The sequence below is a fragment of the Paenibacillus sp. 01T443 genome (assembly GCF_056398325.1).
This window is the reverse complement of record NZ_JBFTPE010000030.1, coordinates 16,279-39,717: the sequence shown is the minus strand read 5'-3', so window position 1 is coordinate 39,717 and position 23,439 is coordinate 16,279. Positions and strand designations below refer to the sequence as shown.

Here is a 23,439-nt window from a genome sequence, read left to right as displayed (position 1 = left end):
CTATTACTTTATTATTTGTTAGACCTGAACTGTAATCGAAAACGAAATTTCATGTCATCCTCGAACCACATCGGGAAGTTGGTACCCCAAGAATTATTGTGCAGATTAAAATGAAAGCCACCCGCGAGTGGAGCAAACGTATTGTCAAATTGCAGCAATCGTCTTTCACCCGGACAAACTACAGGCGCATCCAGTGTCTCAATCACGACACGTCCATCCGCACCTTCATAATAAAGTCCTGTATTCACAGCGTGCATATTCCGGTTGCCGTTCTTTACTACCGATAACGGCGAAATCCGTGTACCCAATTTGTCCATTGTCCACATGTTCGAACTGTCAACGCAAGGGACAAACGAGAACCAGCTCGCTTCCGGCAAACGGCATGCCGATTTATCCGTCCAGTTCAACTCCACATCGATATTAAAATCGTTATGATGGAATGTGTATATGATCTCGAGCTGATGAGGTGCGCCATAATGCTTGCAAGCATCGGTAGGCATCTCCAATTGAGCACAAACTTTGTCGGCGTCCGCTAGCCTTTCCAATTGAAGATTTCTTAGAATCGGACGGTACTGCTTATGTTCCGGAGCAGGCTCTGCATATTCAATTCCGGGCTTGGCGTGATCTGGAATCGCCCAAATATAATTCTTTTTCATGTCAACCGTATATTCCTTAATATAGCGATCGTAGTTTTCTTTGCCGAACGTTTCATAGCGGTAGGCAGCCAACCTATTTCCATCATTTGCCCATACTTTCCCATTGGTATCAACCAGCTGATCAATAGAACCGTCAGAATCGAAGCTAACTAGAAATTCCCCTAACGTATAGCATCGGTTCATTTCAAGTTTTTCAATGTTTTCAGCGGCATTTGAATGATATGAACTGACAGGGTTCAGGCTGTCTAACACTTTCTTTGCTTCGAATTGCAATTCCGAACTTAACGCTGACACCGCCTGATCCAGATATGCGCGCTGCTCCTCCCACGAGCTTTCAAAGTGCCGGTAGCTGCGCTCTTCCTTTCGCCCAAGTCGATCAAACGTATCATAATGCGGACCTTGAACCGCTTCATCCCTAAATTGATCCTTCGATCTCGCCGCCGAAAAATCCGCTGCAGAGTAATTTACGTAATCTGCTAAATATGTTTTCTCATCCAATCCCCAAGTATGCTCTGTGATCAACATGAGACGATTGCAAAACCTGCTGTAACTTTCGCCATTTGGATCTAGAGAACCCGTACTTACCCATTTGTCCCTTAATCGAAGAAGTTCCCGGTAGCGAGCCACTTTGAGCGGATCGGAAGCCGTGCCCTGGATCCACGAATCACCTATTTCCTCGCAAACGACCGGAAGCACATGCTTACATTCCAGCAGCTTTTCGGCGAATGCGTCCAGTGTTGACGCGGCAATTTCCGCACCCGGGTATTCAGTTTGCAATCGACTGTACAGCCACTCTATATCTTCTAAGGAGGAAGGACCGTTATTATCGCCTGTGTGGGCAAAATAGAGCACATCCTCAAGTCCCTCCACTTCCAGAGCTTGACCATAATCGCCGGCATAGTTAACGATCAGCTCAGATCCATCGCTCGCCCTCCAAACAAACGCTTGCGGGACGCACGGAGGCTTGCTGGAAGGATTTACTCCTATATGCAAATAACGAATTCCGTAACTAGCCAATATAGGTACGATGCCGATCGTATGTCCTGGAACATCCGTCATTTTCGCGGCAATGGTATTTTTCCCGAAACGTTGATCCAACTTCTTGGAAATCGACAAGCCATATTCAAGCAGTGTTTTATCCATCAATTCCGTATGGGTCGTAAAAGGAAGACCGTGCCATGCAATTTCGCCTCTGCTTATCGCATTCTCCATTTGGATCCGCTGCTCCTCAGGCGCAGATTGCAAATATTCGTCGATCAGCCAAGACCCAACTGTCCAAATAAATTTCGACCGTCCGTCATCGTTTTGCATACGTTCAGACAATGATAAGGCTTGCGGAATAAACGTATTCATGTACTTGTCAACCACATTAGCCGCAAGATCGGTAAACCCAATATCCAAATGCGTTTTAAAAATAACATGTACTTTTTTAACTGTAGTCATAAATCCGGCCTACTTTCCTTAATTTTCCTCTTAATTCTTCCCTTAATTCTTTCATTAACGATCCTATGATTCCGCTATTCTTTAACCGAACCCAGTACGATGCCATGAACGAAATAGCGCTGCAAGAACGGATAAATTAACAAAATCGGGATCATGGCGACCATCAGCTTTGCCGCGTTTAAAGTTTTGTCCGATGCTTTCATCAGTTGGATCAGCTGATCTGAGGTTAAGTTACTCATCGCTTCCGGCGATATAGAGACGACCAGCTGCTGGATATACGTCTGAAGCGGATAGTTTTCTGGCTTGCTCATGTAAATCAGTCCGTCGAAGAACGAATTCCAATGCCCGACAATACTGAACAGCGTCACCGTTGCCATCGCTGGTAATGAAAGCGGAATATAGATGCGCATCAGCGTATACCACGGTCCCGCTCCATCGACGACCGCCGCTTCGTTCAATTCCTTCGGTAAACTTCGAAAAAAATTCATAATCAGAATGACATTGAAAATGGGAACCGCCCCTGGAATGACCAATGACCAAATCGTATTTTGCATGCCGAGTGTCGTTATGGTCATGTATAGGGGAATCATTCCTCCGGAAAACAGCATACAAAAGACGAGATACCACATGTACAGATTTCTTCCGCGGAACTGCTTGTTTTCCAGGGACAAAGGATACGCCATAATAACAGTCAGGATGAAATTAAGCGCCCCTCCCAAAACCACTCGTTTGACAGAGACGCCAAACGCCCTGAAAAACTTATCATCTTCAAGAATAATTTGATACGACGTCAGGTTGAACCCGACCGGCCATACAGTCACCTTTCCGGCGTTCGCGGCTGCTTGGTCACTGACGGAGAGAGCGATTGTGTACCAGAGTGGGTAAAGCGAAATCAGCGCCGTAAGGACTAACGCCAGTAAAATAAGTAAATCAACGGTACGATTGGATAACGATTGCGATCTAACCATGATGTCCTCCTTTCTTACTTAAAAAATCCTATAGTTTGCGAATCTATAAGCCAATCGATACGAAATCGCAATTAGAACAATCGCTACGACCGATTTCAACAAACCGACGGCCGTGGCCAATCCGTACTGCATTTGCACTATGCCAATCCGGTATACGTAAGTGTCGATAATATCCCCGGAAGAGTAGACGAGCGGATTATACAGGTTGAATATTTGATCGAATCCCGCGTTAAGCACGTTGCCGAGACTCAGGGTGGTCAAGAGCACAATCGTCGGCATAATGCCGGGAAGCGTAATGTACTTCAGCTTATGAAAGCGACTCGCACCATCTATTTCCGCCGCCTCGTATAATGCAGGATTGATGCCAGTCAAAGCAGCCAAGTACACGATGGCGCCGAATCCGAATTCCTTCCATACGTCGCTCCATACGATGATATGTCGAAACCATGTATTGCTGGCCAAAAACATGATCGGATCAACACCAAAAAGAGAAAGTAATTGATTTAGAATACCTTCCAGCGACAAAATATTAATCATGATGCCCGCCAAAATGACCCACGACATGAAATGCGGCAAATAAACGATCGTTTGTACCATGCGTTTGAACTTTTGCAATCGGACTTCATTTAAAAGAAGCGCGAACGTGACCGGTACAATAATGCCTGCAATGATTTTCATCGAAGCGATGATGATTGTATTCAACAGCACTTGCTTACTATCTGGAATTTGCAGCATGAAGGTAAAGTTGTCAAGGCCGTTCCATTCCTGTTTCCAAATCTGCTTGCCCGGCACAAACCGCTGAAACGCCATGATGATTCCTAACATCGGAATGATGCTGAACACGAATAACAGCAAGACGCCGGGAAACATCATAAGATGATAGTGAAATAACGTTTTTTTGTCCCTCATTCTCGCTCACCTTCCCAGAAGCATGGAAGGCGCTAAGTCGACGACTCAGCGCCCTCCGCTTCCTTCCTATCCTTTTATTTTTTTTTGACTTCCTCTTCCACTTCTTTGGTGATTTGATCGCCGCCAAGCCGCTTCCATTCCGCAACGAACGAATCGAACTTGTCGACGGGCTCTTCACCCATTACGATTTTCAAAAATGTTTCATTTTCCAATTTCTGTAAAACAGCCCATTTCTGATCCATCGTTTTCGTCTGTCCGAAAAAGACGTTGCGCGCGATAACGTAATTGGCTGGATTGACTTCCTTCGACCCCTCCAATCTCGCCAGCGTTTCAGCCCATGCAACTAAATCCTTTTTCGGATTCTCATCATTTTTCACAAAGGATTCATACCAAATTTTTTCTTGCGAGTTAAGTTTGGACGGATCTTTCGCATCCCATGCGCTCTTCAGATTGAGATAGGTATTGTATACGGCAGGTTCATCACCGATTAGGAGGGCAAACGGCCATATCCACCAGCCGACGTTTAGCCCCTTATAAATGTCTTTCGATTCCGGATCGTAAGCACTATTGAACTGGACATTCAGCACTTTCATAACTGCTTCGGGATGTTCGTACCCCTTTCTGACAACCAGGTACGCACCGGCCGGATCCTTATCAAACGTATTGAATTTTCCGTCTTCATCGACAGGAACGGAATAGGCCTTCCACTCCGCTTTCGGATCGTTCTTGACGGAATCGGGTATCGGACTGCCATACGGACTCCACCATGGTTCGAGTACGATGCCTAATTTCCCTGCCGCACCAAGCTCGTTAATATCTTTGCGGATGGCAAATTGCTTGTCGATGATACCTGCCGCATACAAGTCGTGAAGCTTGGCTAACGCCGTTTTCATTTCCGGCAAGATGGAGCTGTAGGAGACGTTGCCCGACTTGTCTCTCAACCACTGGCCTTTATAAGCATGAAGCGATCCGAATATCGGACTAAAGTTATTCTTCCCTTCATACGCGGACAAGTCCGGTATTGACGTTAAGCCGACCGTATCCTTCTGACCGTTGCCATCCGGATCTTCTTCGATAAACGCTTTCGCCACAGCAATCAGATCATCGAGCGTCTTCGGCACTTCCATCCCGAGTTTCTCGAGCCAATCCTGCCTGATCCAGGTCAAGCTATGCTGTCCCCCCATGTTCGTACTCGGAAGACCCATCAGTTTGCCGTTTATAGTGGCCCTTTTCAAGACACGATCCCCAAAGGAATCGTAAGTTTTTTTAAGCTGCGGGGCTCCCAGCTTCTGATAAACGTCTGTCAGATCGGCAATCAGATCGGCTTCCGCCAATTGATTCAGTTGCTTTTCATTCACGATGAACGCATCCGGAATATCTCTGCTCGCGATGGCAACAGACAGTTTTTGCTGGTAAGCTTCATCCGTTTCCGTTTGCCAAGCAAACTTTACTTTGACATTCAGTTTTTTCTCGACGAACCGAAAGTACTCGTTGTTCTCGACCGTGTCCCCATTTGGCAGATTCGTGTCTTTCGTACTGATGCCCTTCCCGATGCTTAGCGTAATCGGTTGACTAAACTTACCCAAAGGATCATCTGTGGCGGCTCCTTGCGTTTCATTCGTTTGGCTCGGATCGGTGCTTGGCGCCACTTCTTTGTTACCCGTAGTACAAGCCGTCATCAGGAGCGTAAGTGACATGAGCACTGCTGCGGTTGTCTTGAGCTTCATTGTGTACTTCCCCCTAAGACCGTATATTTACCTTACAAAGCGATTGTACTATGCTTCTTGTCCTAGACAGGAGCGAAAACAGTCGATAGCAGGTAGAATTTGATCCTCCGTTTCTTATGTTTGTGTGTTCGCCGACCATTTTCATACCTCCTCCGACTGAATTCCTACTCTAGCGTACCTCTCCGCTTCGTCAACGGAATATTCATCGTCATCGTTGTACCATGCCAAATGCAGCTTTCTACCTGAAATCGGCCGTTATCTGCGTAGTGGATGTTGATCATCCGCAATACGTAACTTAGTCCGATGCCGAGACCTGATTTTTTTCTTTCGTTTTCGTATGAATGGTAAGCGAGAAACTTCTTCCTCCGTCATGCCGGCCCCGTTATCTTTCACCTCAACGTTCAAATGACCGTCATTAGCTGCGATGCGCACTTCGATCACCCCTTCTTCATCTCCAAGCCCATCATACAAAGCGTTTTCGACGATCGGCTGAAGGATGAAACGCGGAATCGTCTGGTCCAGCAGTGTCTCATCCACATCGTAACGAATGCCCTCATTCCGTTCGATTTCCGCAAACAATTCCCCCATTCGAGTTCTCTTGAGATCGAACTAGAATAGCACGCTGTCGAATTTACGCACGTTCGTCTTATTGAGCCTGGAATCGAATTTGCTGCCTCTCAGGGAACGAATCTCTCTTAAAATGCTTCGGATCGGCCGGTATACGGTCCGCCATACCAATAACGCGAGCGCAATGCTTAGAGCAAGACATACGAGGCTGATAATTAATGAGGCGAGTGGCTTCAGCCAGTTCCTCATCGGAGTCCTTTGCAAATAAGGCATTGTATCAGGCGAATTCTTTTCCACGGATCCGTGGTTGCCGTCAAAAAGGTGCCTTGAAGATGGTCATTGTTGTCGTTGTTCCGAGAAAACCACGATGTTTGGCTTTAATCTTTTAGATGCGCAGCTCACGCTTCCGTTCTTTGAACGCCTCACACCATGAAAGAACATTATCGCCCTTCCGGTAACGGAAGATTATTATAATAAAAAAGACTGTCGGTAAATTTCGCCGACAGTCCTTCTCTTCCAAGCAGTATACTCCTCATCCTATTCGCTGGACAATTCCTTGAGCGGTTTGATTTTACCATGGGTATGCTGTTCTTGCTTTCGTGACTTCCGCTGTTGATTAAGCTAACGTGTCCCGTCCCTCGGTTTTAAGGGTCTATCTCACATATACTCACTCATGCGCAGAATTTCATTATCTAGGATCAGCTCGATCTCAGAAAGTAGCGCAGATGATACCGGTTGGGGTGTGATAAAGGCTTAGCATTTGGATGGCAGACTTGCATTCCCAATCCTTAAATACCGTCAGAAACTCTGGAAAATACCGATCCAGCCAGTTATGGACACGTACTTGTACAACACAAAGGTCAGTTGTCAGGTGTTCGCGAATTTTCATCGCTTCCCTTAGTTCAGCATAAACGCCCTGAGAAGGCTTGGTATGGCGTATCTCCCGTCTTTGACCAGCTGTGCAATGACTTTCGCGTCCTTGATGTCATTCTTCGTTGGCGAATTGTCATCGAGTTCTTTACTTTTCTTCACGTGTAGTGGATTCACCACACCATAGTTAACTTGATTCTCACTTAGATAATGAGCAAGGTTTAACCAGTAGTGGCTGGTCGGCTCCATACCGACGATGACGTCCTGAAACCCTTGTTCCGCAGCAATCTTTTGGAACCAATTAACGAATAACTCAAAATAAACGTAGGCGATAATTCCTCCCATTCTTACATTAGGATAATCATCTATTAGACAATAAAAACAAGTAGGCAGAAACCCAATCCTGCCTACTTGTCGGATAATTACATTTATTATTAATTGCCCCAAATCTGTAATTCACGTATTGCATGGCCCCAAGTAGATCCACCGCCGGAAACGGCAGTCACGTTCAGTTTTACATATCTTGCAGCAATCGCAGTGAATGTGGAAGTTCTCCCTCCGGCAGGTACTCCTGTTTCGGTTGCAACTGTCGTCCAATTGAGGTTATCCGTTGAAACCTGTACTGTATAAGCAGTAGAATAATTCCAAGTATCTGTATTGGCTACAACCATATCAACATTATAATTTGCACCCAAATCAACTACCGGACTCCACAGGTCGTTCGCATTGGACTGGGCATATGTCGAGGTATCTCCGTCTACCATAGCTTTTGCCTCATGTCCGGTGATAACAGTCCCGTTAAGCATGCTGGCTGACTTTCCCAGCGCAAGAGAATTTTCAACATTTGTGCGCAGTATAATGTAGTCAAGGTTTACGTTTCCGCTATCTCCATCATCGTATTTATAAGATATCGTATTAAGTCCGGATTTTAGCGTTACAGTCTCAACCTTGTCGCCCCATTTATCCCAATTTGCCAAGCTCGGCAGGCTAATCTGTCTTAACTTGATGCCGTTCACATACAGGCTGATTGTCTTTGTTGCGCCCGTAGCATTGGCATACCTGAGATCCAGATTATAACTATGCGTTAACGCTGATGAATTATTTACTGTAAAGGTAGTCGTTGCACCGATTTTCTCGTATCCGTCTACAAAACCGGTCCCGGAATAATTCAGATGGTTGGTATTTACCTTTGAACCGCCTGATCGTGACGCAATCTCGGCCTCATACTTGTTATATGCCGTTATTGTAATATAATCGAGACTAACATTTCCGCTGTCCCCCGGTTCATACTTGTATGCTATGGTATTGTCCCCTGCCTTCAGGTTTACCTTCTCAACCTTGTCGCTCCACGTATCCCAATTTGCCAAGCTCGGCAGGCTAATCCGCTTTAACTTTTTGCCGTTCACAAACAGGCTGATTGTCTTCGTACTGCCCGTAGCATTGGCATACCTGAGATCCAGATTATAACTACCCCCTGACGCAGCATTTACTTTAAAGGTAGTCGTTGCACCGGTTTTCCCGTATCCGGCCGCAAAACCGGTCCCGGAATAATTCAGATGGTCGTTAACTACCACTGCACCGCCCGAGAGTGAGGCATCCTCGGCCTCATAATTATTTTGTTCCACAAATTCCCACTGGTCGCTCGTCCAATCACCTCCACCTATCATACCAGATTGTACATAATTGTTCTGTGTGTGTATATGCTGCAAGGCATGCTTGCGGTTTCTGAGCTGGAAATATCCATTTTCAGAGCCGATTGGCATCCAATTCGCACTCCATCCATTCATCGGTCCAGTCTGAATTCGACCGTTATTAGCTTCAATATTCATATAGTTGCCAGTTAACCGGTTCCTGAAACGTATATATCCATTATCATTTTCCAGAGCCCATTGATATTCATATCCCGTTCCATCTCCATAACTTACTGTTCCGGAATTGTCAAAAAGGCTTTTACCTGTAAGCTTGCGATTATAGAGTTTATAATACCCGCTGCCGTAAATCTGAAGTTCATAGATTCTTGCCGCCCTATTGGTAGTTTCAGTTTGAGGATTTGTAATATAGAGCTTTACGTACCTTCCACTGGCGTTAACATTTATGTCCGTTTCATTGGCCGTATTGCCGGTTACTGTGTCAACAGTAGTCCAGGTGCTGCCGTTATTACTTACCTGAATCTGGAAATCCCTTGTATTCAAGCTCTGTGTGCCCCAGTTTTCAATACCTCCGGCATGAATGATATGATATCTTGTAATCCACTTTGGCGCGCCAAGATCTACGATTAGCTCGTTTTTTTCTCCTTTTGCACTCCACTTGGAACCGTTGGCTGTCGTACCGTCAACCGCCATGGAGGGGGTTTGCCCTGAAATATTTGGGGTTGATGTGGCTGTTTTACCTAAAGCAATATTAGTATCGGAGTGTGCAGGGACAATGCTGGTCGGGAGCGTAAGGATTCCTGAGTCTGCAACCCCATTATATGTGACGTTTTTAACATAACTACCTATGGACAAGTTTCCGCTTTTGCTATCTGTAACAAGCTTCCCGTCAACTTTTACATTATCAAAATGTACACCGTTGACATACTCGGTCTCACTTATCCCTCCTATCTGCGACCCTAAATCATATGGATTGGAAGCATAATTGACATTCTTGAACGTAATATTACTGATACTTCCAGTTATATGATTCCAGATTGAATATGGATATATTTCCAGCATACTCCCGTATCTTGTACGTTCTATTTCAATATTCTCGAAGGTCACATTATCTACTAAGCCTGCACCGGCATAAATTCCAATAGTACCTCTTATGCCAGGATATGCATTAGAGTTAATAACGTAGTTATTTCTAGCTACATAGTTTGTAAGACCACCAGCGTTAACCATAAAACTATGCACTCTCATGCTAGCAACCACGTTATTCTCCCATAAGATGTTACTACTTCTAGAGCCGGTCACAAGAGCATCGTCAGAAGTTCTAACAAAGCTATTCTTCACTGTCACATCATTATTGTCCATTACAAGCACAATGCCGTCACCTTCATGCATACTCGTGAATCCTTTAATATTGTCTATTATTACATTCGAACTGCCGATTACATTGACGGACTGCCTTTCAGGATTGACTACAACTACTCCCTCAATTTTTACATTTTTCGAATAGAATGCGACAATGCCTGGCATTTCGGGTTGCTTAGCTCTAGCAGCATCCGAAAAATCACCGCACCACTGAGACAAATCAAGTATTCCTCGTCCTCTAATTGTAATATTTTCTTTCATCGGTTTAGTATCCCAGCCAGCCTCATTCAAATACGGATTGGTTCTAATCTGCGCCTTTACTACAGCACCTGGCGCTATATAGACTGTTTTTCCACTCGGTACATCTATAAAATCCATAGTTGTCATGTAGTTGGAATTTGTGTGAGCGTGTATAGACTGCCTCTTTATTCTGGAATCGTTTGAATAATCATGAAGTCCAGGGCCAAAGTACATGACATTGGGATCAGTCGGTGACGGAACGTTTGTATCCATAGGATTTGCAAATATATGCAGCGCACTATAGATATCACCATTTACCTCAAGTACTATGTTTTTAGCTCCGGTCAATGAAAATGTAATCTCCTGACCGTCAATTGTTGGCGTTATTCCGTATGCCTGAGGCCAAACCTTTGCTGATGTTAATGGACCGCCATGATACGTAATCTTCATTTCCACTGTACCTGCAGAGTCAAACATTACAAAACCTGTAGGAACATCGCTTTTACCCGGATCACCCGAATCACCATTAAACATTCTTGCTAAATATGGGAATAGATTGGAATAGGATCCCCCTGGACTGCTAACCTCTGCTGTAAAAGCTGAATAACTTGCAGTACCTGCCGGCGGATCAGGATATAAAATAAGTTGGTTTTGATCCTCCGCGGAAACAGATTTCGGTGAAGAAATAATTGTAACAATTGTAATCATCAATAGTACCAGGACCAAACTTAATAATTTTTTTCCTTTTCTTTTCATGTTAATTCTCCCTTCTTTTACCTACGATATTTTTTTGGGAAAAATCTGTCTCAGCGCGTCTGGTTCGGCTGCAGCGTCAAGCGGAACCGGTATTTCATATCGTCTTCAAACCACATCATGAAATTGGTGCCCCAAACGTTATTATGCAGGTTAAAATGAAACCCGCCATCCAGCGGCACGAACGAGAACTTCCCGCTTCCGGCAAGCGGCAGGCTTGTTTATTCTGCGTATGCAGGTCGATCCGCTTTTCGTTCCAGACGAAGCGATCTAACTGTCGCGCTATACTGTTTATGCTCGGGCTTCGGCTCCGCGTACTCCATTCCCGGTTAGGCGGAGTTGAAATTGCCTTCATACGCTTGCGAGAATTTATGCGCCTCCTTGAAATTGGCTGTTGAATATACTTTCTACTAAAGTCAGCATCCCCCCATACGAGTGAAATAACGATCGTAATTTTCTTTCGCGATCGTTTCGTACCGGTACATCCCGAGCCTGTTCTCGTCGTCCGCCCACTTTTTACCGTTCGCATCGAGCAAGCAGTTGATAGAGCCATCGCCGGCAAAGCTGAGTCGAAACATCCCCAGATCATAGCATTCATTCACTTCCAGTTGGGCAGTCATCCTATCCGGATAGACGGTTACACCAGGCTGCATGCGTTCGAACGCTTCATGCGCTTAAGCGGCCAGCTCATCGCTAAGCGCGGCCAGCGCTTGGTCGAGATAGGCGCGCTGTTCTTTCCAGGAGCTTTCAAATAAGCTGTACGTCCGATCGAGTTTCCCGGGCCGGGACTAGATCTAAGATTTACCTTTCAAAGTGATTGTACTATGCGTCTTGCCCTAAACAGGTGCGAAAACCGTCGATAACAGGTAGAATTTGATCCTCCGTTTCTTATGTTTGTGTGTCGCCGACCATTTTCATAGCTCCTCCGACTGAACTCCTACTCGGCGTACCTTTCCTGTCAACGGAATTTTCATCGTCATCGTCGTACCATGCCAATGCGGCTTTCAATCTGAAACCGACCGTTATCTGTGTAATGGATGTTGATCATCCGAAGAAGTGAGAACTATTATCATTTACATTCACCGTGAAAGAATAATCTAACTTTCAGTTACAATCCTAAATGTCTGCTCCCATCATTTAAACGCGAATAATATACTTTCTATCCATGCATTTCTCAACAACGGTCCGAGTCTGAGATAAGAGCGCAGAAACAACAAAGATTTCGTCCCCATTTCCGTCCCCAAGATTATCATTGTGGGATCATAAGTTATTGAAATCTAAATACAGCAAACAAAAAAAAACTTGCTACGCAAGGGCTTGAGTCGTTTGGTTGGTGTAGCCTAGGGGAACCTGTGACCTCATAGCTGCCAGTAATGAGGAAATTATTTCATGTCATCTTTTACCCATGTTTAAGGAATTAATGTGAGTTCCCCTCCTAAAACGCAACGAAATGAGCATGCTAGATTGCTATAACAATAATAAAACCTATTAAACAAATCCATCCTTTGTTATGATTAGCTATTTCTTTCAACCAACATATTTGAAAAAAATCACATAAAAAAGCCACGCTGCAAAAACGTGGCCATTAAGTCTACTTTAGAACTTATAAGGACAATATTAAAAATAACATGTCATCGCTTCGCCTTATAAAACTCATGATACAGCTTCATGAGTGCCCGCTTCTCTATCCGCGACACATAACTCCGCGAGATCCCTAATTCCTTAGCAATCTCCCGCTGCGTCCGCTCATCCCCGCCATGCTCCAGCCCAAAGCGGCCAATAACCACTTCCTTCTCCCGGTCATCGAGTATATCTAGATTCTTATAGATCTTCGATTTCTCAATCTTCAGTTGCACCTTATCCACGATATCATCAGCCTCAGTACCGAGGATATCGATCAATGTAATTTCATTACCTTCCTTATCCGTGCCAATCGGATCATGCAAAGAAACGTCCTTCCGCGTCTTCTTCAAAGACCGCAGGTGCATAAGTATTTCATTCTCGATACAACGGGCCGCGAACGTCGCGAGCTTCGTTCCTTTTCCAGTTTGGAAGCTCTCGATCGCCTTGATCAATCCAATCGTCCCGATTGAGATCAGATCCTCGAGATCTTCCCCTGTATTGTCAAATTTTTTGACGTTATGGACACAACCCGATGTAATAGCAATAAAAATAACCGATTGCCGTCAAAAACAGTAATCGGTTAATCTTAAATAATTCTTTTTTTCAAGTGGAGATCTATAACTTTAACCCACTCTGGCAGTAATTTTTCATAATCTGAGCCAAGAGTCGTCCGGGTCAATATTTACACTTACACCAAGTCGATCAATAATGAGATTACGGAATGTACTTTTTCCACTTCCGTTATTACCGGCGAACACAAACATAGTTGCGATCGGATCATTCATGTTTTGAGCCTTGTTTGAATACAGTTTCAATTTKACCATTACTATACTCTTTTACAAACTCACCTTCAAGTGTTTTTACATACAATGTAGGTACCATTTGCTTTAGCGTCCAATTTAGCTCTATTCCCGGTTAATCTAATGAACTTACTAAGGTCTTGCATTCCATTCATTCCTTTTCACCATCCCGTTCCAATCATATAATCTGATTAGTTAAAGCTGAGTAGCATCCTTAAAAACATTCAAACAGACGTACCAAAATCACAATACTCTTGTTCGCTAATAGTTATCTGACCTATCCTAGCGTCAATTCATCCATTCACAAAAAAAGAGAGCCGGCTTTGCCGGCTCCTGCGTTCATATACAAGTCCGACTTATAAAACTCATGATAAAGATTCATCAGCGCTCTCTTCTCAATCTGCGATACATACATAACTTCGGCTAATACCCAGCTCCTTCGCAATCTCCCGCTGCGTCCGCTCATCTCCGCCATGATCATGGCCGAACCGGCCGCGGATCACTTCCTTCTCCCGCTCATCGAGAACATTGAGATTGCAGTAGATCATACTTTTCTCAATCTTGTGTTGCACCCAGTCCGCCACATCATCGGCTTCTGTACCGAGGATGTCTATCAGCGTAATTTCATTGCCTACCTTATCCGTACCAATAGGGTCATGAATAAAGACGTCTATACGCGTCTTCTTCAACGAGTAAGTGCATAAGTATTTCCCAAAGTCCCTTTCTTTTTGGAGGAGTTCACCAAGAATAACCTGATAGAGTAATTCGAAACTCCTTAGAATCTAATAAGGAGGTTATCATTTTATTATCACTAATAATGCCTATTTATGTTCCTTTCAAAGAAATTCTTTCGATCACTAGTAAACTTCTTAAGTTTTTCATCTTCATATATATCTACTAATAACGGAATAAAATCTGAATCAACAAGTTCATTTTCAGCATCTTGATCAATTAAAGTATTTGAAATAAAATGGAACGTTAATAACTTATTTCTAATACCTGTATTTATTAAAGATGAAGTATATGATATATATTGTTCCTTAAAATTCTTTTTTCTTGAGTGATCCAAATATTTGTAGACATTACCATATGCAATAGCAACACTACCTCTTAGTATATGCGCAATGGTTTTAAATTTTTGATTATCACCGTCTAAATAATAATAGTTGTTCTCTARCATAATTTCATGTAATTGGAACTTATTTTCATTTTCTTTTTCAATTAATAATCTAAATAGGGAACGTAGAAAATAATCAACAACATCGTTCTTGTTCAATTTACTATTTTCTATTTCCTGTGAATTTTGAGATAGAAAATTAATCAAATGGTTGTTAATAATCTCCTCTAGATCTAATTTGCGATACTCTTCTTCATTTATAACGATACGAATAAAATTTTCCGCGAATACTCTCCCAGTGATCTTATTAAGACTTCCAGCAGTCTGATTGACAAATTCTTTTAGACTCCTTTTCAACTTTGTCAGATTTTTTACATGGCTTAGAATTCTTTTCAGACAACTCTCATAATAGATATCTAGACCATATTCCGCTATGAGATCAATGTATTTGCTTAAAATAATACTTCTTTCGAAAGTATGAATAGCTTTAGAATGCATCATAAAATACATTAACCCGAAGGTTTCTTGCTTATTTAAATCCATTTTTTCTTTTTGAAACAGCTCTGCAAACAGCAATTTCTGACAATCAAAACTTGTCTTTAATGATACGTTGAATAATAGTTCTTTTTCGTCATTGTTACTAAGAACATTCTTTATCTCATTCAACAAAATATTCTTATGCTCATCAAAAGAGGTATCAAGAAACAAAATCTCATACATTAGCAATTCGCTCTTTAGTTCACTAAACTTATTTCTCCATAAATAGAAATTTGCCCAATCCTTAAAGTCCCTATAATATTGCAGGAGTATTCTATATGCCCAATACAATTTAAAAGAAAATTTTACATTTATCACCTTTGTACTCTCAAAAAAATCAGGAATTTCAACTATTTCTTTACTCAATAACTGAACAAAACGCAGCTCAAAATAACAATGCCCTATCCCACTAAAAATATCATTTGATTCGGATTCTCTAATTGTGAGTTTCTTAATCACCATCAACTTATTAACGACATGTTTGATTTCTTCACTATTATTTGCATCAATTTCTTCTTCAGGTAAATCTCTCTCGGAACACATAATCATTTGCCTTTTTTTTATATCCGAGTATCTTTTAATAAAATCGAAATAACATAAATTGGGCAACTCATCTTTAATGTCTTTTACGGTATTAGCATAAACATGACAGAGCAATGGGTTATCTAAAAGCATAGCTATGTTACTTTGATTACTTGGGAATTGTTCAATTACACTTACATCAATGTTGTGTAACAGTAAGATTCTTTGGCACACCTTATTACTAGTATTAATTTCTGTCATACTTACGAATAAGTTAAGAGCATCGACTTCATTACTTTTGGAAAAGCAATAGTCACGCATAAAATCACTGTTGTCCAATAAAAGATATTGATCATTCTCATTAATCGAAACACACCAGCTAATCCAGTCAAATCTTGTGTACTCGACAACAATCTTTTTTAGATCCTTATAATATTTTGAACTCGAGTATAACAATGACTGAAGTCCATCAATAACAAAGACAATACTGATATTTAATTCCTGAGCAATAATGAATTCATCTAGTACATTAATATTTGAAAATTCTGAATTAAAGTATCTATTTACACTATCTATTACCACATCTTTAAAATCCTTTTCTTTCATTTCTGCAATAGATAATGGGATTCGTATCGAAAATTCCTCTAAATGTTTTTCAATTTTATGCAATGAAAGTATAGTACTTAAAAAATGGGTTTTACCTGTTCCTGACTCCCCAGATATCAATAGTAACTTGCAGAAACTCTTGTTCAAGAGAGCATGTAACTCATATAGCAAAGGCCTTAAGTCATTGGTGCTTCTGTCATCAGGTAATTCGGCCAAGATAGTATTTACAGATTTAAGCATACTGGTACGAAGTTCATCATAAGGAAGTTGTAACTCCAATATTCCTTGCAACTTTTCAACTATTTCTCTATCTCTTTTTTGAGTTGCAAACTCTCTGGACATCACTCTGATATGACGCTTTATATTTAACTTCCATGAAGGCTGTTCAAAAAAATGGTTGACACCAGATTTAATAATTAAATCCTTGTCTAAGGTAGTTGAAAAAGGTAAATCCACATTATCAAGAAAATGTTCTATTTTTAACGAATAATTATGAAACATATTAGCTAGTTCAGTACTAGGAAAACCTAATTCCGGTGAAGATTTATCTATAAACGGAACCCCGTTTTTAGTTAACAGATTTCTAGCCGAACGAATGCTCACCGCCCCAATTGTTCCGCCAGCCATTTTATAAGAAAGCAAAGCAACAACTTCATCCTTAACAATTACCGCTGACCCTGAGGCCCCCTTGACAATGTACTTTTGGTCTGTAATGTCTGGAGTACTGCATTTTAAATCAAGATCGTACTGAGAGATATGTTGAATGACATTATGAGAAAAATCCCCTACGAAAAAATCACCCGTTTTAGTTTTTGTAATAGGAAACCCAAAAGCCTCCCAAGGATAATCCTTATTTAGATCCCTACTTATTAAAATTAGGGGATCGACTTCTTCCACCGGATTTTCAAATTCAAGAATAGCAATATCAACATCCTCTTCAAGAGTTTCCCGTGCATTTATTAATATCGCCTCTCTCTTTCCATCCTTTAAGAAAGGAAAGTCAAGAAAAATAGGGGATTTTTCTTCTACATGGTCCATAATAGCATGATAGGCTGTTAACGCACGTGTGGGACTAATAAGAAAAGCAGTACCAAATTCCTTACCACATTGTAAACGTGCAGTAACTTGCTTCTTTTTTTTCTCGTTCATTACAATCTCCCTGCCTCTGATTAGTCACTTAACCGTTTGATGAAAATAGGTCCATCATCAACACAACATATATAACTATATTTCTCCATCCAATCAGAACGATTCAATGCTTTAGAAGTCTCAGTTTCGTAATTAAAATAAAGTTTTCTAGTACTCTTTACTTGTGAGTTAAATAAAATTCTTGCAATAGATTCGATATGGGGATGCCCGTAGGGGGTACCACATGCAGAGAAAATGAAGACATCACCACTAATATGCTTCATTAATTCAGTGTTTGTATTACGTTTACTTCCATGGTGGGAAACTTTTATTGCATCAAAATGTACAGGCTTACTGTGGCTCATTTCTGGATACACATTTTTCAGCTGATTAAGTACTTCAGTGGGCGGTGAGTCAGCCAGGAATAATAGTTTCTTATCTTCAAATTCTAGAATAAAGGTTATTGAAGATGAATTAATAGGAGAAGGATCCTCCGTAAACTTCCCTTCTAAAAGTTCTAAATTTCCTTTAGAGACATGCTCACCGGCATCTGCATCGGAATTGGAATCGTCTTCAAGATATCGTGTAGCAAAGAGAACTGCATCATCTAATATTTCATCATCGTTAAAAATAACCTCAGGAAATATTTTTTTTATCTCTCTAAACCATTTTTTTTGTAGACTTGAGAGTTGTTCATTGATTGGAGTTAGAACTGTAATTTTTACTTCTTCATTAATATAAACAGGTTTTTTTTCGGCTTTCACTGCATTTCCATCAAAAGCATAATTCCATGGGTATGCATTTTTGTATATCAACCCTGCAATAGTTGTACCATCTTCGGCACTAATTTTTGTTTCTGCAGCATCAGCAGTTGAATGCATTTGTCTCACCATTAGATGCCTTACATCTTCATTAATTTCTCCATCTACTGGGTGATGCATCAAATGTCGGTAACTATTAAACCAAATGTCCTTCACAGATACATAACTGGGAGAGTCACTTCTTCCGTTTTGCTTTAGGAATGATTCAGCCCCTCCTATGTGGTCATCATCAACATGTGTTAAAACGAGTAAGTCAATATCCTCACTTTTAGCTTTAAGTTCAATTAATTTTGGTTCAATACATTCTGTATAGGTTTCGGTTACTCCTAAATCTATGACTATATTCGTTTTTTTTCCTCCAGTACATGAGACTAGTAAACAATCTCCTCTATCTGCTTTAAAAACTTCAATTTTAAGCTCACCCAAATTTATTACCTCCTACTTTAGACACAGGCTTAATTTGAAATTTCCACATTTCACACTTGTAGTCCTGATTTTACCACATAATTTGTTACGCTATCTATTAATAAGAAAACTGAAAACTAAAAAAACAAGCAGCGTTAATTCTCTGCTTGTTTTTTTAGTTCAAATTACTTAGACAATAGATTTTATAAGGCCCAGACTATGATCCGGCATGCCCACATCGAGATTCGCCAGAAACAGCTTAAAAGACATGTATTAGAATGGGTTTTATTAGGAGATGATCAACAACACTGCTCTTTCCTTTTTTCTTTCTCCCGCCGATAATAATAGAGAACGATTTTTGGAATCTATAATTACTGCTAATGAAGAAGGTCTGAAATGGCTATAAAGAAATAATGATACGAGCATTTAGAAACACTTTCCTGTCTTGATTAAAATAATTAAAGGTGGCGCTTATATATATATGGATTTTCGTCAGTATTCTTAAACTTACATTCGTCCATATCCGCAAGCATAATTTCGCAAGATTGAAGAATTACGATGAGATTTTTATACTTATAGGCGGGAGTGAAAGGTAAGTCCTTTGTCGCCTCGATTTCTTTTCCCCAGCGCTCGTATATTTCGTCCTTTTCTAGTTTCTTCGCCATCAGAACCCTCGACCTTCCTCAAATTCTATGAAATATCTGTTATGCACGAAACTCGTAAACCTGGCGTATGTAATACATACCGTTCACCCTAACCGCTTCAGGCGTTATCTTTTCAATGTAGCCTGTTTCTTCGTGTATCGGAATAGGTATGTCCTTAGCATAAATACCCTACGTCGTGTTAATGCTGCTGCAAAGAATTCCGTATTATTCTCTAACGGCAAACGTGCCATATGAAACATTCCTCCGACCCTCGGTAAGGTTTCTTACTATTTCGACAAGATAATTCTTCCCCCTTCTTTTCCCAGCAGATATAATAGATTTGGAATATTACGTATTACGTTGGAGGTAAGAGTATGTCAGACATTCAAATAGAGGTTGAAACGTTAAAAAACATAATGCTGTCAAAGGCTACGGGGGGCGTTGTAAACGGTGGAGAATACCGTATCTTGCGAGATAAGCTCACTAAGAACGAGAAATTAAAGCCGGTACTACCAAGATGCCTCTTTACTTGTCGTACCATAGACGAGTTTTGGGGGCACATCAAAGAGATTTCACCAAACTACGAAGGTCGCCGCAACTATTTACGTGACGAGTTTAATACGGTACTCGAATATCTCGAAAGCATGGCAGAATCACCGTCCGACAATATTATTCTAACTGCGTTGGATGGTAAGAACGGCGCTACATACATCCAAGACGCTTGGAGCAAGGCGTTAGAACGTAGAGAGTCCGACCCCGAAGGTGCAATTACATCAGCAAGGACATTACTAGAATCCGTTTGTAAGTTCGTGCTGGACGAAAGCGGTGCAGCGTACGACGATAAAGCAGAGCTTCCACAGCTTTATAAAGGCGTTCAGAAAGCGTTGAATCTCGCACCTGACGACCACACGGAAGACGTATTTAAGCAAATTCTAGGAGGTTGTACTTCAATCATCGTAGGCTTGGGTTCCGTTCGAAATAGATTAAGCGATGCACATGGACGAAGCGCCAAGGCTGTAAAGCCCTCGAAAAGGCACGCGCAGCTCGCTGTTAACCTTGCTGGCGCTATGGCCGACTTCCTTTTCTCAACGTGGGAGACTAAACAGGAACAGCTTAGTGTAACGTCTGAAAAGTAACGATAAAAACCCTCCATTGAGCGGGGTTTTTATCGTTACGTCTTAGACCGATTATTACCGTGTTCTTCTTCATAACGCATTTTAGCACATTGAATTATCATCGTATGTAAATCCTGCGTTCCCGAATGCTCGGTAACGGTAAATTGTGGTTCTCCTTTATCGTCGATATTACGTTTCTTTTACATATCAGCGCTTTTGTGAGCTTCTAAATTCAATGAGTAAACACGGCAGCCTATTATTATTTTCTACATTAAGATGATGATATGAACAGGATTGACTCTGGAACCATAGATAAACCTGTCTTAGAAAGCCTAGGTTTTATGCTACTCTTCTCCAAGAGGTGGTTGATCTTAAATAGGAATATGAATTTTGATGGAGTTGCTCGTCGATATGCCGACGGTCATTACACAGAATGCCAGGCGTCAATCCCGAGCGTGACAAGACGGTCAGCGATGCTTTAGCTAAAATTCAAGCAGCTCGATCTGCTACAAAGAATCGCCAATAAGGTGATCCTAATCGCTGATTTTATTAGGTGCGGTCAAATCATCAGTTTCAATACACATCTCGTTCATAACCGAGTTAAATATTATATCTGCTCCAAATGTAAGTTTCCATCCAAAAAGCCATCCTCCATTTGGAGGATGGCTTTAATACAAAGAGAACTATCCGAGTTAAGAAAATTCTCCTTGCTAAATTTAATATAAGAGCAATCAATATTAGTTAATTCACTTCTTCACCTTATAAAACTCATGATACAATTTCATCAACGCCCGCTTCTCAATCCTTGACACATAGCCCCGACTGATGCCCAGCTCCTTCGCAATCTCTCGTTGCGTCCGCTCATCCCCGCCATGATCCAGGCCGAACCGGCCCGCGGATTACTTCCTGTTCCCACTCGTCGAGAATATCGAGATTGCGGTAGATCTTACTCTTCTCAATCTTCAGTTGCACCCGGTCCACATGTAGACTTAAAACAAAGTTTGATAATTTGAAATAGAGATCGATAATATTTCGGTGTAGACTACAATAACGGTGCTTCATTAAACTAAACGGGCAGGAAAGTTACAATTAAAAGGCCCGCCATTTTTATAGCCATTTATACTAATTATATCTTTTGTATCTGCGAAGTTCATGAAAAACTGTTATGTGAAAGAATCTATTAGTATAATAGGGGTATTCTAAAGGATAATAATGGAGGAAATATAATGAATAAAGAGATACCACTAATCGTACCCATTGCAGCAAGTTATTTTAAAAAGGCGATGAATTCACAAAATGATTTGTATTATAGAACTATAGATATTAGATTATGTCTTGAGAGAATTGCTGATTCGATGATATATGAATTTGTTGCGTCAGATATTAAAGAGAAATGGAATGGATATAAGTTACATAAAAAGTTAATGATGGCCAAAGAGTTTCTCGATAACAAAGTTGTATCAGACCTAATTGATGCAAAGAAAATTGGAAATATGGGTGCTCATGAAGGTTCGGAAGCCAATATTACTGAAAATAATATTGAGTTTTCATTAGAGGCTGTATCGAATTTCTCAGTGGAGATGTTCGTATCATATTTCAAGGTATATGGTTTTCATAATAATGGACCAAGTAAATGGGCACCAACAATATTAAGTGTATTACCACCTAAATATCGAATACAAATACTGAATAAATATTTAGAATATGATAAATCATACTTAGTTATAAGAAAGCTAACAATGGCATACTTGAAGAATGGTCAAAACAATGAGTGCTTTCAGGTTATAGAAAGAAGTTATAGTGATAATTTGATTTCTAGAGAGGAAGCAGAATTACTTAATGATGATATGGAACTTTTAATGCGTAATATTAGATTATTACCTATATCAGAAAATCTAGAGATGGCAAAAGATAGTTTTAAGGAGTTAGTGACTGCGATTCCAGATAATGAGATTAATAAATTTGCTCTATTGGTTTCTATGATATTGGGAAGTGAGTTGGTTGCTTCCACAGATTCCATCGCATAACACCGCATTCATGCTGCGGGCCGCCCGATGGTTCTCGAGGAAGAGGAACCAGGCGGACAACCCTTCACTCCCTAACCGCATCGCGGCTGTTACCTTCGGTCACTTAAGATCATTGCGCTAACGGGGAACAATAGTTGAATAATAAAAGGGCTGCCACCAGGCAGCCCTTTGTCGTTAAGTTCAGTTTTTATCAAACTTTATTTTAAAAATACTTGGTCTCCTTTACGTAAAATCAAAGGTATGTAGCTTTAAAATTATCAAACTTTATTATAAAGCTATACCACATGTGCCAAGAATGTCGATCAGCGTGATCTCAATACCTTCTTTGTCCGTACCAATTGGGTCATGTAGGGAGACGTCTTTACGTATCTTCTTCAACGACCGTAATTGCATAAGTATTTCATTTTCAATACAACGAGCCGCGAACGTCGCAAGCTTCGTGCCTTTTCCAGTTTGGAAGCTCTCGATTGCCTTGATAAGCCCAATCGTGCCGATTGAGATCAGGTCTTCGAGATCTTCACCTGTATTGTCAAATTTTTTGACGTTGTGGACACAACCCGGTGTAAAAACAACATCGTTGCCTTAACGATTGATTAGGATCAAGTTATACTGAAGCAGGAAGATCCTTGTTAAATAAGGGGTTATTCCTAATGACGTGTAATCTATTGGTTTCTTTAATAATGCTTGGAGACATTATCGTCCCCATAAAATGATGTGCATGTTTCCGCATACTACATGGCCAGAGTTTGGCCATCTAATGTCAGATGGCCGATTTTTTATTTTACGTTTGTGGAAACAGGTCCACGGTTTGGGACGTCGATATTGATGCCTTGCCGTTATATGAATGGCCAAAGTTCGACCAACAACTGATGTCAGTTGGCAAATCTCAAATCTTACGTATCAGGGAGATGCACGATTTCATCAATCAGTAGCCAGCGATGCTTGCTGAA

Annotated in this window: 14 protein-coding genes and 5 pseudogenes; 2 read left to right on the top strand and 17 right to left on the bottom strand. The window is 41.2% G+C overall.

Annotated elements, in window-relative coordinates; translation table 11 throughout:
* Nucleotides 1-11: 11 nt before the first annotated feature.
* From AC1DLI_RS30760 to AC1DLI_RS30690, 15 genes and pseudogenes are all read right to left on the bottom strand, one after another.
* Complete coding sequence (locus tag AC1DLI_RS30760; protein ID WP_477608941.1) at nt 12-2,099, bottom strand: DUF5054 domain-containing protein; 2,088 nt, start codon at nt 2,097-2,099, stop codon at nt 12-14.
* A 74-nt stretch (nt 2,100-2,173) separates the two neighbouring features.
* Complete coding sequence (locus AC1DLI_RS30755) at nt 2,174-3,067, bottom strand: carbohydrate ABC transporter permease (RefSeq protein WP_477608939.1); 894 nt, start codon at nt 3,065-3,067, stop codon at nt 2,174-2,176.
* An 18-nt stretch (nt 3,068-3,085) separates the two neighbouring features.
* Nucleotides 3,086-3,976, bottom strand: coding sequence for an ABC transporter permease (locus AC1DLI_RS30750; protein ID WP_477608937.1), 891 nt, complete (start codon nt 3,974-3,976; stop codon nt 3,086-3,088).
* A gap of 74 nt (nt 3,977-4,050) precedes the next feature.
* Entirely contained in the window at nt 4,051-5,703 is a 1,653-nt protein-coding gene (locus tag AC1DLI_RS30745; protein WP_477608935.1) for an extracellular solute-binding protein, read from the bottom strand.
* A gap of 255 nt (nt 5,704-5,958) precedes the next feature.
* Nucleotides 5,959-6,291, bottom strand: a complete 333-nt coding sequence (locus AC1DLI_RS30740; protein WP_477608933.1) for a sensor histidine kinase — start codon at nt 6,289-6,291, stop codon at nt 5,959-5,961.
* Nucleotides 6,292-6,807: 516 nt separating this feature from the next.
* Nucleotides 6,808-6,876: pseudogene (locus AC1DLI_RS30735) on the bottom strand (DUF6254 family protein); the annotation flags it as partial.
* Nucleotides 6,877-7,006: 130 nt separating this feature from the next.
* Nucleotides 7,007-7,458, bottom strand: a pseudogene (locus tag AC1DLI_RS30730) (IS110 family transposase); the annotation flags it as partial.
* Nucleotides 7,459-7,574: 116 nt separating this feature from the next.
* Nucleotides 7,575-11,147 (bottom strand): galactose-binding domain-containing protein, encoded by a 3,573-nt coding sequence (locus AC1DLI_RS30725; RefSeq protein WP_477608931.1) that lies wholly within the window; start codon nt 11,145-11,147, stop codon nt 7,575-7,577.
* A gap of 50 nt (nt 11,148-11,197) precedes the next feature.
* The gene (locus AC1DLI_RS30720; RefSeq protein WP_477608929.1) at nt 11,198-11,326 is read right to left on the bottom strand and encodes a hypothetical protein; all 129 of its coding nucleotides are present in this window, start codon (nt 11,324-11,326) and stop codon (nt 11,198-11,200) included.
* A gap of 234 nt (nt 11,327-11,560) precedes the next feature.
* A complete protein-coding gene (locus AC1DLI_RS30715) occupies nt 11,561-11,797 on the bottom strand; it encodes a hypothetical protein (protein ID WP_477608927.1) in 237 nt (78 codons plus the stop codon).
* A 978-nt stretch (nt 11,798-12,775) separates the two neighbouring features.
* Entirely contained in the window at nt 12,776-13,318 is a 543-nt protein-coding gene (gene sigK / locus AC1DLI_RS30710; protein ID WP_477608983.1) for an RNA polymerase sporulation sigma factor SigK, read from the bottom strand.
* Between the two features lie 550 nt (nt 13,319-13,868).
* A pseudogene (locus AC1DLI_RS30705) lies at nt 13,869-14,278 on the bottom strand (sigma factor-like helix-turn-helix DNA-binding protein); the annotation flags it as partial.
* A 100-nt stretch (nt 14,279-14,378) separates the two neighbouring features.
* Nucleotides 14,379-17,498 (bottom strand): trypsin-like serine peptidase, encoded by a 3,120-nt coding sequence (locus AC1DLI_RS30700; RefSeq protein WP_477608925.1) that lies wholly within the window; start codon nt 17,496-17,498, stop codon nt 14,379-14,381.
* Nucleotides 17,499-17,518: 20 nt separating this feature from the next.
* Nucleotides 17,519-18,724, bottom strand: coding sequence for an MBL fold metallo-hydrolase (locus tag AC1DLI_RS30695; protein WP_477608923.1), 1,206 nt, complete (start codon nt 18,722-18,724; stop codon nt 17,519-17,521).
* 437 nt (nt 18,725-19,161) lie between these two features.
* Nucleotides 19,162-19,368 (bottom strand): hypothetical protein, encoded by a 207-nt coding sequence (locus tag AC1DLI_RS30690; protein WP_477608921.1) that lies wholly within the window; start codon nt 19,366-19,368, stop codon nt 19,162-19,164.
* A gap of 353 nt (nt 19,369-19,721) precedes the next feature.
* Here AC1DLI_RS30690 and AC1DLI_RS30685 point away from each other — a divergent pair, with 353 nt between their 5' ends.
* Nucleotides 19,722-20,483, top strand: coding sequence for an abortive infection family protein (locus AC1DLI_RS30685; RefSeq protein WP_477608919.1), 762 nt, complete (start codon nt 19,722-19,724; stop codon nt 20,481-20,483).
* Nucleotides 20,484-21,208: 725 nt separating this feature from the next.
* Here AC1DLI_RS30685 and AC1DLI_RS30680 read toward each other — a convergent pair.
* A pseudogene (locus AC1DLI_RS30680) lies at nt 21,209-21,443 on the bottom strand (sigma-70 family RNA polymerase sigma factor); the annotation flags it as partial.
* A gap of 245 nt (nt 21,444-21,688) precedes the next feature.
* Between AC1DLI_RS30680 and AC1DLI_RS30675 the strand changes: the two are divergent.
* Complete coding sequence (locus tag AC1DLI_RS30675; protein ID WP_477608917.1) at nt 21,689-22,489, top strand: hypothetical protein; 801 nt, start codon at nt 21,689-21,691, stop codon at nt 22,487-22,489.
* A 285-nt stretch (nt 22,490-22,774) separates the two neighbouring features.
* Here AC1DLI_RS30675 and AC1DLI_RS30670 read toward each other — a convergent pair.
* Nucleotides 22,775-23,038 (bottom strand): annotated as a pseudogene (locus AC1DLI_RS30670) (sigma factor); the annotation flags it as partial.
* Nucleotides 23,039-23,439 lie beyond the last annotated feature (401 nt).